Raw genomic sequence first — 11,237 nt, forward strand, 5'->3', positions numbered from 1 at the left:
TGTGTTGCACGCATAACGGGATTTAACGCATGAACCGTAATGGCAAACCCTGACATCTGTCATTAAGACGTTCGGTGGTCTGGCAATGTGCCCCGATACCCTCTTCGTACTGAGCGAGAGTCGACGACCACTCGGCACGCTGTCCATGCGTGCTCAGAATTCGTTCTGCAGGGCTTTGTATCCACGCACCAGATCGACGTTGGTGCGCGCGACGTCTTCGGAAAACTCCGAGGCGCTGACACTGACTGACGGGAACCTGGACAAGTCGGTACCGGGGCCAATGCGGGTGGTGGAGGGGACGTAGAAGCCACTCGGCAAGTCCCGCCCATCCACCACCGAATTGTGTCGCACCACGCAACCATCGCCCACCACGCAGTTGAACAGCACGCTGTTGAAGCCGATGAACACCCGATCGCCGACAGTGCACGGGCCATGGACGATGGAGCGGTGGGCAATCGAACTGTACTCACCGATGGTCACCGCCGCCCCGGATTTGGAGTGGATCACCACGCCATCCTGAATGTTCGAATTGGCGCCGATGGTGATCGGCTCCATCTGCCCTGAGTCGTCGACTTCATCGGCGCGAATCACCGCATAGGGGCCGACGAACACGTTTTCTCCAATCACCACTTTGCCGCAGATGATCGCGGTTTTATCGACATAGGCCGACTCGGCAATCCACGGCAAGTCGCCGGAGGGGTTCTTGCGAATCATGCGGTCTCTCCGTTCCAGTGACTCTCTGCCACCGCATCGTGAGCGTGAAGACTTTCAGCATGCACGACCCGCAGACGGAACGACCTGATCCCAGGAGAGCGTTTTAACGCCTGATTCAGACGGCGTGCGGCGTCTTCGCAGAACATCAGGTTTTGGCCATTGGCCAGGGCAAACGCCTGTTCGTCCGCGCGCTTTACCGCCGTTTGAACGGCGGTTCCCAGTGCTGCTTCGGCGTCATTGATCGCGGCTATCAGTGGCAGGTCATCCAGATAGTCGTCCAGGCACAACTGCAACTGTGCGCTGCTGCGTTGGCTGTGGGGGGTTGCAAGGATGCCGCTGGAAGAGCCGAGCCAAGCCAGAACGTCGGTGTGCTGCAACGGTTTATTGGCAAAATCGTCGACAAACTGCTGCTGAATCAGTTGCCGTGAAAGTGCCGCCGAACAGGGGCAGGTGGACGAATAGGTCACCTCAATATTAAGTTCCACGTGGAACACTTGGTTTTCCAACCGCGCTTCAATGCTGATCGGATAGCTTTTCCAACCGGCCAACGGGCTGATCAAGGCGGGACGTTTGAGCAGCAGATCGGCGTGAATGCGCAGGTAAGCCGAAGTGGATAAACCGGCGTGGCTGTCGAGGAAACGTTGCAGCACACCTCGTAATAGCGCAGGAGTGAGGGGCTCCTGCTCAAGCATGTCCAGCGCCAGATACAAGCGCGACATATGAATACCACGGGCTTCGCCGTCATCAAGGCTGACACCCGCATCGGCTTTTGCGCTCACGCGCTGGCCATCGAGCACCACAGGAAGAGCAATGCCGCACATGCCCACCCAGTCGAGTGGCAAGGCTTGGCGTGAGGCCTGCGCGGCGATATCCGGCAGAGTCAGCGCATTCATGGGCAGGTCCATCGTTGGAAATGATCGTCATGTTATATAATAACATTTGAATCGATGATAGTTTTTTCGAGCTCGCAAGCAACCCGATCTAGCAGCCCGTGAGCCGGCTGCAGGTAAATTTTCCGCTGGATCCGCCGGAGCTGGAAAACCGATTAAGGGTGGTCCAGCCAACGCGGCGGCTGTAGCCGACCCAGGCTTCGCCGTCGGACGCCAGCCCGGTGAAGAAGGTCAGTTGCCCGTAGCGGCTGGTGGTCTGCACCCAACGGCGTTTACCGCTGACTTCAAACCCTCGCATATAAGTCGTGTTGCCTGCCGTGGCGACGCTGTAGGCATTACCGTCCCGGTCCATACAGGCCAGCAGATTGGCGCTGCGTGTGCAGGTGGCCAGGTCAGGGGCCTGGGCGAAAGCGTTGGCCGTGAGCATGAGGGCAAGACTCAGCAGTGAGTATTTAAGGGCGATGTACATCGGGTTTCTCTTGAGGGGGGAGCAGGGCCAGCATTGCGCCCTTCGCCGTTGGGGGCAAGGGGGATTGGCGTATTTGCATTGTTATACTATAACATTAGCGACTCGCTCGACTGGCCGCTCCTGATGAGGAACACCTGATGCCCAATCGTCTCCCCGTTACCGTGCTCTCCGGCTTTCTCGGTGCCGGAAAAAGCACCCTGCTGAACTACGTTTTGCGCAACCGCGACAACCTTCGGGTGGCGGTGATCGTCAATGACATGAGTGAAATCAACATCGACGGCAGTGAGGTCCAGCGTGATGTCAGCCTGAATCGTGCCGAAGAAAAACTGGTCGAGATGAGTAACGGCTGCATCTGTTGCACGCTGCGCGAAGACCTGCTCGAAGAGGTTGGCAAGCTGGCCCGGGATGGCCGCTTTGATTACTTGCTGATCGAGTCCACGGGCATTTCCGAACCGCTGCCGGTGGCGGAAACCTTCACCTTTCGTGATGACCAGGGTCAAAGCCTGGCCGACATCGCACGGCTCGACACCATGGTCACGGTGGTCGATGGCATGAACTTCCTGGCCGACTACCAGGCGGCCGAAAGCCTGGCCTCGCGAGGGGAAACCCTGGGTGACGAGGATGAGCGTTCGATTACCGACTTGCTGATCGAGCAGATCGAATTCGCCGACGTGCTGCTGATCAGCAAGATCGATCTGATCAGCAGCGCCGACCGGGCGGAGTTGATGGCGATCCTCGAACGCCTCAACTCACAGGCGCAGATTATCCCGATGGTGATGGGCGAGGTGCCGCTGAACAAGATCCTCAACACGGGCCGCTTCGACTTTGAACGAGCTGCTCAGGCCCCGGGCTGGTTGACGGAACTGCGCGGCGAACATGTGCCGGAAACCACCGAATACGGCATTGCCTCAACGGCATACCGGGCACGCCGGCCTTTTCACCCCCAACGGTTTTTCAGCTTCATCAATCGCCCTTGGGTGAACGGAAAACTGCTGCGCTCCAAAGGTTTTTTCTGGTTGGCCAGCAAACACCAGGACGCCGGTAGTTGGTCCCAGGCCGGTGGTTTGATGCGTCACGGGTTCGCCGGTCGCTGGTGGCGATTTGTGCCGAAAACCCAGTGGCCACAGGACCAGGAGAGCACCGCAGCGATCATGGCGAACTGGACGGTTGCCACCGGAGATTGCCGTCAGGAACTGGTGTTCATCGGTCAGAATATCGATTTCCCCCGGCTCACTGCAGACCTTGATGAGTGCCTGCTCAGCGATGACGAAATGGCGCTGGGCGTTGAGGGGTGGCGGCTGATGGCCGACCCGTTCGGTCCCTGGTTCGACGAGGAGGCCGCGTGATGCTGGCGTCGGTGTTCAAGGCAGACCCGATGATCCGTCAGGTCGCGGGCCAATCCCCTGAAATCCTGGCGCAAATACTTGAAGACGGGACCAACCTTGCCCTCTGGCAGCGCCGGTTGCCGGTCCATATCGCTGATTTCGGCGCACTGGTGTTGTCCCGGAACCCACCGCTGGCCGAGTCGCTGGTGGTGGAGTTGGCGACGGACGAGGAAGAGCCTGACCTGCGCAGTCTGGCGGCCTGCCTCAGTGATCTTGAGGGCTATACAGGCTTTATCGCCGATGTCTCATGGCTGGTCAGCGCGTTTGCCTGTTTGCTCGGGGCCCGGCGCATCGGGGTGCGTGTGCGGGTGCTGGATAAAGCCATGTGCCCGCGCTTCCACGTCGATCACGTGCCGGTCCGGCTGATCACCACATACGCCGGCATCGGCAGCCAGTGGCTCAAGGAGGACGTGATGAGTCGCCAGCAACTGGGTAACGCCCAGGCCGAGCCCGAGGCTTACCAGCAAATGCTGTGTGGCGAAGTGGCGTTGCTCAAGGGCGAGAAGTGGCAGGGCAATGAAGGTCTTGGGCTGATCCACCGGTCGCCGCAACCGGCTCCCGGTGAGCGCCGCTTGATCCTGACGCTCGACTGGCTCGCCTGAGCCAGGGGGTGGGCGAGGTCTTGATAGTGAATCGCCAGGCGCTCAGGCATATTGGTGTCATTCTCTTGTGACGCTCCCTCTGCTGTGAAAACGCCAACCATGCTGCAGAACATTCCCACCCATGTCATTGCCGGTCCCTTGGGAGCCGGCAAGACCAGTCTGATCAAGCACCTGCTGGCACAACGTCCGGAAACAGAGCGTTGGGCGGTGCTGATCAACGAGTTCGGCCAGATTGGACTTGATGCCGCGCTGTTGAGCACGGGCGCCGACGGTATCGCCCTGGGTGAAGTGGCCGGCGGTTGCTTGTGTTGTGTCAACGGTGCGCCGTTCCAGGTCGGCCTTGGGCGGTTGCTGCGTCAGTCACGGCCTGATCGCTTGTTTATCGAACCCTCCGGGCTGGGCCACCCGGCGCAGTTGCTCAGGCAGTTGAGCCAAGCGCCGTGGCAGGGTGTACTGGCGGTCCAGCCATGCATCCTGGTGCTTGATGCCCAGGCGCTGGCCGCTGGCAAGCCATTGCCACCCTCGCAGCAGGACGCACTGCCAAGCGTGGGATTGTTGCTGTTGAACAAGGCGGAGTCACTCAGCCAGGGCGATCGCCAACGGATCGCCGACCAGTTGCCACAGCGCCCGTTGCTGTGGACGCAGCAGGGGCAGCTGGCGTTGAGTGAGCTGCCGGGCGTGGGGAGCCGGGCGACCAGCGGTGTGGATAACGTTCCTGTACCCAACGGCCCGGGGCAGATGCCGACGGTCTGGACTGATCCGGCACAGCCGATTTGCCTGAGCCAGCAGCAGGACGGCGGCTGGAGCATCGGCTGGCGCTGGCATCCTGGCCAGAGGTTCGATCTCGAACGGCTCCAGGCATGTCTGCAGGCATTGAATTGGCGTCGGGCCAAGCTGGTTATCCACAGCGGCGAGGGCTGGGTTTCAGCCAATGCGCTGGATAACGCCGCGCTGCTATGGAAGCCCAGTGAATGGCGCCAGGATTCGCGCCTCGAGTTGATTTTCGAGGCCCTGCAGGACGTCAACGACCTGCAGGAGAGCTTGGCCAGCTGTCGGGTGAGCCCCGAGTAAGGCTGTGCAGGCGTCAGTCACGCCACTTGTTGTGGTCCTGGCGCCACTGGCTCAGCTCGATGACCTCGGCACGGATGGGTGGCTCCGGTTTTTCTTCGAACGGAACCGGGTAGGGCGCCAGTTCGATTTGCGCGCTATGGGCACCGAACTGGGTGATGGTGCCGCAATGGCGGGTTTCACCCGTCACGGTGAACTCGAAGTTGTACACCCGGGCCAGGCGTCGCCGCCCGTTGGCATCCTTGACCAAACCAATTTTTTTCAACGCGACATTGCCATCGAGCAATTCGATGTCGAGTTTGCTGCAATGCCGCTTGACCCGCTCCAGGGCCCGTTCACGCAAGCCGTGGTTGTGCCACAGCCACGCGGCACCGGTCGCCAGCAGCATCAGCACGAAGATATTTCCCAGGGTCAGCATCAACAGAACTCCACTAATTAGCGTCAGCTTAACTGCGACATTGGTCTGTCGTACAGGCTGGGTTTAGTCGCATACTGCGCGGCTCGAATTTCAATCGGTTTACGGAAATCCCGCATGAAACGTACACCTCATCTGCTCGCCATCCAGTCCCATGTGGTTTTTGGCCACGCCGGCAATAGCGCCGCGGTATTCCCGATGCAGCGGGTCGGGGTGAATGTCTGGCCACTCAACACGGTGCAGTTCTCCAACCACACCCAGTATGGCCAGTGGGCCGGTGAAATACTGGCGCCACATCAGATTCCGGAACTGGTGGAGGGGATTGCCGCCATTGGTGAGCTGGGCAACTGCGATGGGGTATTGTCGGGCTACCTGGGCAGCGCGGCACAAGGGCGGGCGATCCTCAGCGGTGTGGCGCGGATCAAGGCCATCAACCCCCATGCGTTGTACCTGTGCGATCCGGTGATGGGGCATGCGGAGAAGGGTTGCATCGTGCCCGCCGAGGTCAGCGACTTCCTGTTGGATGAAGCGGCCGCCGTGGCGGATTTCATGTGCCCGAACCAGCTTGAGCTGGACAGCTTTTCCGGGCGTAAACCACAGTCGTTGTTCGATTGCCTGGCGATGGCGCGTGCACTGCTGGCCCGTGGCCCGAAGGCGGTGCTGGTCAAGCATCTGGACTACCCCGGCAAGTTGCCGGACAGCTTCGAGATGTTGCTGGTGTCGGCCGAAGGCAGTTGGCACCTGCGCCGTCCGTTGTTGGCGTTTCCGAGGCAGCCGGTGGGCGTGGGTGACCTGACGTCGGGTCTGTTCCTGGCCCGTGTGCTATTGGGCGACAGCCTGGTCGCCGCATTTGAGTTCGCGGCCTCCGCGGTGCATGAAGTGCTGCTGGAAACCCAGGCCTGCGCCAGCTACGAGCTGGAACTGGTGCGGGCCCAGGACCGCATTGCCCACCCTCGGGTGAAGTTCGAGGCGACTGCAATCAGCTTTTAAGGGCGATCCTGGGAAAGTCCGTTTCCCTGGGATTTCTATGATGTACACCTGTGTACATCACAGAAATCCACAGTCGGAGCGAGTTTTCCCGCGAAGACTGCCTGAAGAGCGACGTTATTCTGAAGATGCGGCGAAAGCGTCGGCTTTTATTTCTCGATAACGCAGTTCCATCTCTTGTCGTATCTGGCGGCGCTGCCTGCCCTGGATAAACCGGCGTTTGTCTTCACTGTTTTGCGGTTGCAGGGGGGGAACTTGCGCGGGTTTGCGCTGATCGTCGACCGCCACCATGGTGAAGAAACAGCTGTTGGTGTGGCGCACCGAGCGTTCGCGGATGTTTTCGGTCACCACTTTGATACCCACCTCCATCGAGGTATTGCCGGTGTAGTTGACCGATGCCAGAAAGGTCACCAGCTCACCGACATGGATAGGCTCGCGGAAGATCACCTGATCCACCGACAGGGTCACCACGTAACGGCCGGCATAGCGGCTGGCACAGGCATAAGCGACTTCGTCGAGGTATTTGAGCAGGGTGCCACCGTGGACATTACCAGAGAAGTTGGTCATGTCAGGGGTCATCAATACCGTCATCGACAGCTGGGCGGTTCCGGGTTCCATAGCACACTCACGGTTCTAGGCAGGGATTACGGGAGCGCCTCTACGGGCACTTGAACAGTTTTCAAACCATCCTTAACGGGACGCCGCGCCAGTGCTGGCCGTCACGCCCAAATCCATCTGTTTCCATATATTGCACCGCCTTTCTGCCAGAAGTCGCGGTGTTACGCTGCAAAAGCCCGCTCAAGGGGCCTTTTCTCGCGATCCGGTCATCACGAAACGGTTTTAGTCGCCCGTCATCAAGGAGCCTTCGCCATGCATGCCGTCAGTTTCATTCAGGATTTGGCAGTGATCATGTTGGTGGCGGGCGTGGTGACCGTGCTGTTTCATCGGCTCAAACAACCGGTGGTCCTGGGCTATATCGTCGCGGGTTTCATCATCGGTCCGCACACTCCGCCGTTCGGGTTCATTCACGACGAAGACACCATCAAGACCCTGGCCGAGCTCGGGGTGATTTTCCTGATGTTCTGCCTTGGCCTGGAGTTCAGCCTGCGCAAGCTGTTCAAGGTCGGCGCGACCGCGTTCATTGCAGCGTTCCTGGAAATCGTGCTGATGATCTGGATCGGTTACGAAATTGGCCGCTGGTTCGACTGGAACACCATGGATTCGCTGTTCCTCGGCGCGATTCTGGCGATTTCCTCGACCACCATCATCGTCAAGGCGCTGAATGACCTGAAGATGAAAAACCAGCGCTTTGCCCAACTGATTTTTGGTGTGCTGATCGTCGAGGACATACTCGGCATCGGCATCATTGCCTTGTTATCGAGCATCGCGGTCAGTGGCACCGTGAGTTCGGGCGAGGTGTTTTCCACCGTTGGTAAACTCTCATTGTTCATGGTCGTGGCCTTGGTGATCGGGATTCTGCTGGTGCCGCGCCTGCTGGCTTACGTGGCCAGCTTCGACAGCAACGAAATGCTGTTGATCACTGTACTGGGCCTGTGCTTTGGTTTTTGCCTGCTGGTGGTCAAGCTCGAATACAGCATGGTGCTCGGTGCGTTCCTGATTGGCGCGATCATGGCCGAGTCCCGGCAACTGCTGAAAATCGAACGTCTGATCGAGCCGGTTCGCGACCTGTTCAGTGCGATCTTCTTTGTTGCCATCGGCCTTATGCTCGACCCGGTTATCCTCCTGCAATATGCCTGGCCGATTGTGGTGATCACCGTGGCGGTTGTGCTCGGCAAGATACTGACCTGTGGTCTCGGGGCCTTTATCGCCGGTAATGACGGACGCACTTCACTGCGGGTCGGCATGGGCCTGTCACAAATTGGCGAGTTCTCGTTCATCATCGCGGCGCTGGGCATGACCCTGCAGGTGACCAGTCACTTTCTCTACCCGGTTGCCGTTGCCGTCTCGGTGATCACCACCTTGATGACGCCCTACCTGATTCGGGCAGCCGATCCGTTGTCGATCAGGCTCGCAGCGGTCATACCGCAACGTTTGGGCCGTGTACTGGGGATGTATGGCGAGTGGTTGCGCAGTATCCAGCCCCAGGGCGAGGGTGCGCTGCTGGCATCGATGATCCGGCGGATTCTGTTGCAGGTGGGGGTCAATCTGGCGCTGGTGGTGGCGATCTTTTTGTCAGGGGCCTTTTTCGCCGAGCGCATGTCCGCTTACCTGCAAGACTGGATCAGCGATCCGAGCTGGCAGAAAGCGTTGGTCTGGGGGGGCGCGTTGCTGTTGTCGCTGCCGTTCCTGATTGCGGCATACCGCAAGCTCAAGGCGCTCTCGATGATGCTGGCGGAAATGGGGGTGAAGCCGGAGATGGCCGGCCGCCACACTCAGCGAGTGCGTCGGGTGATCGCCGAAGTGATCCCGATTCTCTCGCTGCTGGTGATCTTCCTGCTGCTGGCAGCCTTGTCGGCCAGTATTTTGCCGACCAACAAGTTGCTGCTGCTGGTTGCTGTCGTGGCAGCTGCGGTGGCCGCGTTGCTGTGGCGTTGGTTCATCCGTGTGCACACACGGATGCAGATCGCCCTGCTGGAAACCCTGGACAACCACAAGGATTCGTCCGGGCATTGATCAAGCAGGGCGTCCGGCCAATCAGCTCTCCAGCCAGACGTCCCGCGCCCAGTGCCATACCGATTCCCAGGTTTCTTCGGCGAGCAGTTCTTCTTCGGCCAGCCACAGCACCACGGTGCCGTCTTCTTCGACGCAGTAGTAGTTGTCGCCGTCCTGGCAAATCGGGATCAGGCTGCGCTCCACGCCCGCGTCCCAGGCGTTGGCGGCAACGTCGGGCAGGTAGGTATGGGATTGCGGGTCGGTGACGGTCACCGGCTCCAGGCTGCCGTAAACCACGTCACTGACGGTCAGCAGGAATTCTCTGAAGACAAACGGGATATCGATGAACAGCTGTTCTTCGATTTCCACCAGCAGGTCTTCGTCAGGCAACTCCAAGGGCACCGGTACCGGTTCGTTGGCTTCACGCAGTTGTTCGATGATTTCTTCCACGTCCGGGATCCTCTTGCTCATTGGCGCGGTTTGGTTGGGCCGGTTTATACAGTAGCTTGCTATAGATGCAACCGCGAAATAGAAAACCCCAGCCGAGGCTGGGGTTTTATGTGCTGCAGGCAACCGCGGGAGGGTATTAGCCGTTCTGGCGGATACCGGCCACCAGCCAAGGCTGGTTGTCGCCTTGCGGACGTTCCATGTTCCAGCTTTCGCTGAACACTTCGCCCTGGTCGAAACGCGAGGTTTTCGACACACCGCTGAATGTCAGGGTGGCGATGGTCTTGTCGGCACGATCATCCACACCGTCCAGTTGAACGGTGAGGTTGTCGATGTAGGTGGACTGGAAGCCGTCACCCAGGTCGGCGCGTTCACGCTTGAGGAACTCCAGCAGTTGCGGCGTCACGAACTCGGTGATCTTGTCCATTTCGTTGGCGTCCCAGTGCTGCTGCAGGGACTGGAAGTGGTTGCGCGCCGCTTCAATGAAGCGCTCTTCATTGAACCAGGCTGGAGCATTGATCACCGGACGAGCGGCAGCGGGTGCAGCCGAACCACCGAAGATTGACCCCATGGATGGCTTCTGTTCGAAAGCTTCACGCTGCATTGGCGCGTGGCCGGCAGGGGCCATGTGCGCTTGTTGCTTGCGGCGACGAGCGGCGATGAAACGGAAGATGACGAAGGCCAGGACGGCCATGATCAGGATGTCGAGGATCTGCATGCCCTCGAAGCCACCACCCATGAACATGGAGGCCAGCAGGCCACCTGCAGCGATACCGGCCAGAGGGCCGAGCCAGCGCGAAGCACCACCGGCCTTGGCGGCAGCGCCAGCGGCACCGGCGGCGCCGGCAGTCGCGGCTGCGCCGCCCATGCCAGGAGAAGAAGGGGCCATTTGGCTGGTCTGGTGCGTCGGCGCAGCGCCGGAGCTTTTGCCGCCACCAAAGCGCTTGGCGTTGGCGTCCAGGCTCATCGTCAGGCCGATGCACAACGCCATGGCGATGCTAAGAAAACGTTTCATAAAGGGAATTCCCATTTGTGGATGGCACGCGCGCCATGTTGCACAGGTGAAGTGTTACTGGCTAGCGGCAGAGTGTTTCTGGCTTTTGCCTGACAGGCTGCATTCAGCCCCGTCGGCATGAGGCGGTGTATGTACTTTTGTCCGTAGGACAATTGGTTTGGTTCAGCAGGAAAGTCGCTCAGCGTCTTAACACCAACAGGACCACGCCTGTCGTGATCAGGCCGATTGCACTCCATTGGCGCAGGTCGAGCTTCTCGCCCAGCAGGATCACGCCCAGTACCGCCACCAGCACGACGCTGAGTTTGTCCACCGGGGCTACCAGCGCGGCGGGTCCAAGTTTCAGCGCCCGGAAGTAGCATATCCACGAAGCACCGGTTGCCAGCCCGGACAGCAGGAGAAACAGGTAGCTTCTGGCGGATATCGATCCCAGGGACTGATATTGGCCCGTGGCGTACAAAATCAAGGCCAGGCTGACGAGGACCACCACGGTGCGCAGAAGCGTCGCGAAGTCGGAATTGACGTTTTCGATACCTACTTTGGCGAAAATCGCGGTCAGGGCGGCAAACACCGCCGATAACAGGGCCCAGAATGTCCAGGAAGAAAAGAAGCCCGAGCCCATGTCTTGCGCCCTC

Annotated in this window: 13 protein-coding genes; 5 read left to right on the plus strand and 8 right to left on the minus strand. The window is 59.7% G+C overall.

The genetic code is table 11. The annotated features are described in order from the left end of the window. Nucleotides 1–153 precede the first annotated feature (153 nt). From CKW25_RS17820 to CKW25_RS17830, 3 genes are all read right to left on the minus strand, one after another. A complete protein-coding gene (locus CKW25_RS17820; RefSeq protein WP_095081148.1) occupies nucleotides 154–714 on the minus strand; it encodes a DapH/DapD/GlmU-related protein in 561 nt (186 codons plus the stop codon). Then, a complete protein-coding gene (gene folE2 / locus CKW25_RS17825) occupies nucleotides 711–1,607 on the minus strand; it encodes a GTP cyclohydrolase FolE2 (RefSeq protein ID WP_095081150.1) in 897 nt (298 codons plus the stop codon). The genes CKW25_RS17820 and folE2 overlap by 4 nt, the downstream gene beginning before the upstream one ends. Before the next feature lie 88 nt (nucleotides 1,608–1,695). After that, nucleotides 1,696–2,073 carry a glutamine synthetase gene (locus tag CKW25_RS17830; RefSeq protein WP_095081152.1) on the minus strand — a complete coding sequence of 126 codons (378 nt, stop codon included), beginning with the start codon at nucleotides 2,071–2,073 and terminating at the stop codon, nucleotides 1,696–1,698. Nucleotides 2,074–2,210: 137 nt separating this feature from the next. Here CKW25_RS17830 and zigA point away from each other — a divergent pair, with 137 nt between their 5' ends. The 3 genes from zigA (at nucleotide 2,211) to CKW25_RS17845 (ending at nucleotide 5,131) form a co-directional block, all read left to right on the plus strand. After that, nucleotides 2,211–3,419 carry a zinc metallochaperone GTPase ZigA gene (gene zigA / locus CKW25_RS17835; protein ID WP_095081154.1) on the plus strand — a complete coding sequence of 403 codons (1,209 nt, stop codon included), beginning with the start codon at nucleotides 2,211–2,213 and terminating at the stop codon, nucleotides 3,417–3,419. After that, nucleotides 3,419–4,060, plus strand: coding sequence for a DUF1826 domain-containing protein (locus CKW25_RS17840; RefSeq protein ID WP_095081156.1), 642 nt, complete (start codon nucleotides 3,419–3,421; stop codon nucleotides 4,058–4,060). Before zigA ends, CKW25_RS17840 begins: the two co-directional genes overlap by 1 nt. Nucleotides 4,061–4,159: 99 nt before the next feature. Further along, nucleotides 4,160–5,131, plus strand: a complete 972-nt coding sequence (locus CKW25_RS17845) for a GTP-binding protein (RefSeq protein WP_095081160.1) — start codon at nucleotides 4,160–4,162, stop codon at nucleotides 5,129–5,131. A 13-nt stretch (nucleotides 5,132–5,144) separates the two neighbouring features. Here CKW25_RS17845 and CKW25_RS17850 read toward each other — a convergent pair whose 3' ends face one another. Further along, a complete protein-coding gene (locus tag CKW25_RS17850; RefSeq protein ID WP_095081163.1) occupies nucleotides 5,145–5,546 on the minus strand; it encodes a DUF3301 domain-containing protein in 402 nt (133 codons plus the stop codon). A gap of 114 nt (nucleotides 5,547–5,660) precedes the next feature. On the opposite strand from CKW25_RS17850, the gene pdxY reads away from it, so the two are divergent. Next, nucleotides 5,661–6,533 carry a pyridoxal kinase PdxY gene (pdxY, locus tag CKW25_RS17855; protein WP_095081165.1) on the plus strand — a complete coding sequence of 291 codons (873 nt, stop codon included), beginning with the start codon at nucleotides 5,661–5,663 and terminating at the stop codon, nucleotides 6,531–6,533. A 114-nt stretch (nucleotides 6,534–6,647) separates the two neighbouring features. On the opposite strand, the gene CKW25_RS17860 is transcribed toward pdxY, so the two are convergent. Beyond that, complete coding sequence (locus CKW25_RS17860; protein WP_095081167.1) at nucleotides 6,648–7,148, minus strand: acyl-CoA thioesterase; 501 nt, start codon at nucleotides 7,146–7,148, stop codon at nucleotides 6,648–6,650. A 252-nt stretch (nucleotides 7,149–7,400) separates the two neighbouring features. Between CKW25_RS17860 and CKW25_RS17865 the strand changes: the two genes are divergently transcribed. Further along, nucleotides 7,401–9,164: a cation:proton antiporter gene (locus CKW25_RS17865; protein ID WP_095081168.1), complete on the plus strand. Its 1,764-nt coding sequence runs from the start codon at nucleotides 7,401–7,403 to the stop codon at nucleotides 9,162–9,164. Between the two features lie 21 nt (nucleotides 9,165–9,185). Here the strand turns inward: CKW25_RS17865 and CKW25_RS17870 are convergent, their stop codons facing one another. From CKW25_RS17870 to CKW25_RS17880, 3 genes are all read right to left on the minus strand, one after another. Beyond that, the gene (locus tag CKW25_RS17870; RefSeq protein WP_095081169.1) at nucleotides 9,186–9,593 is read right to left on the minus strand and encodes an SMI1/KNR4 family protein; all 408 of its coding nucleotides are present in this window, start codon (nucleotides 9,591–9,593) and stop codon (nucleotides 9,186–9,188) included. Between the two features lie 136 nt (nucleotides 9,594–9,729). Then, nucleotides 9,730–10,605, minus strand: a complete 876-nt coding sequence (locus tag CKW25_RS17875; protein ID WP_095081171.1) for a Tim44 domain-containing protein — start codon at nucleotides 10,603–10,605, stop codon at nucleotides 9,730–9,732. Between the two features lie 178 nt (nucleotides 10,606–10,783). Then, nucleotides 10,784–11,224 (minus strand): EamA family transporter, encoded by a 441-nt coding sequence (locus CKW25_RS17880; protein ID WP_095081172.1) that lies wholly within the window; start codon nucleotides 11,222–11,224, stop codon nucleotides 10,784–10,786. Between the last annotated feature and the right edge of the window lie 13 nt (nucleotides 11,225–11,237).

This window comes from Pseudomonas sp. Irchel s3h17 (assembly GCF_900187505.1).
Classification (GTDB): domain Bacteria; phylum Pseudomonadota; class Gammaproteobacteria; order Pseudomonadales; family Pseudomonadaceae; genus Aquipseudomonas.

What these genes read in the sequence shown, in the direction of transcription:
- CKW25_RS17820 (WP_095081148.1), bottom strand. Translation starts at nt 714, where the DNA reads ATGATTCGCAAGAACCCCTCCGGCGACTTGCCGTGGATTGCCGAGTCG.
- folE2 (WP_095081150.1), bottom strand. Translation starts at nt 1,607, where the DNA reads ATGAATGCGCTGACTCTGCCGGATATCGCCGCGCAGGCCTCACGCCAA.
- CKW25_RS17830 (WP_095081152.1), bottom strand. Translation starts at nt 2,073, where the DNA reads ATGTACATCGCCCTTAAATACTCACTGCTGAGTCTTGCCCTCATGCTC.
- zigA (WP_095081154.1), top strand. Translation starts at nt 2,211, where the DNA reads ATGCCCAATCGTCTCCCCGTTACCGTGCTCTCCGGCTTTCTCGGTGCC.
- CKW25_RS17840 (WP_095081156.1), top strand. Translation starts at nt 3,419, where the DNA reads ATGCTGGCGTCGGTGTTCAAGGCAGACCCGATGATCCGTCAGGTCGCG.
- CKW25_RS17845 (WP_095081160.1), top strand. Translation starts at nt 4,160, where the DNA reads ATGCTGCAGAACATTCCCACCCATGTCATTGCCGGTCCCTTGGGAGCC.
- CKW25_RS17850 (WP_095081163.1), bottom strand. Translation starts at nt 5,546, where the DNA reads ATGCTGACCCTGGGAAATATCTTCGTGCTGATGCTGCTGGCGACCGGT.
- pdxY (WP_095081165.1), top strand. Translation starts at nt 5,661, where the DNA reads ATGAAACGTACACCTCATCTGCTCGCCATCCAGTCCCATGTGGTTTTT.
- CKW25_RS17860 (WP_095081167.1), bottom strand. Translation starts at nt 7,148, where the DNA reads ATGGAACCCGGAACCGCCCAGCTGTCGATGACGGTATTGATGACCCCT.
- CKW25_RS17865 (WP_095081168.1), top strand. Translation starts at nt 7,401, where the DNA reads ATGCATGCCGTCAGTTTCATTCAGGATTTGGCAGTGATCATGTTGGTG.
- CKW25_RS17875 (WP_095081171.1), bottom strand. Translation starts at nt 10,605, where the DNA reads ATGAAACGTTTTCTTAGCATCGCCATGGCGTTGTGCATCGGCCTGACG.
- CKW25_RS17880 (WP_095081172.1), bottom strand. Translation starts at nt 11,224, where the DNA reads ATGGGCTCGGGCTTCTTTTCTTCCTGGACATTCTGGGCCCTGTTATCG.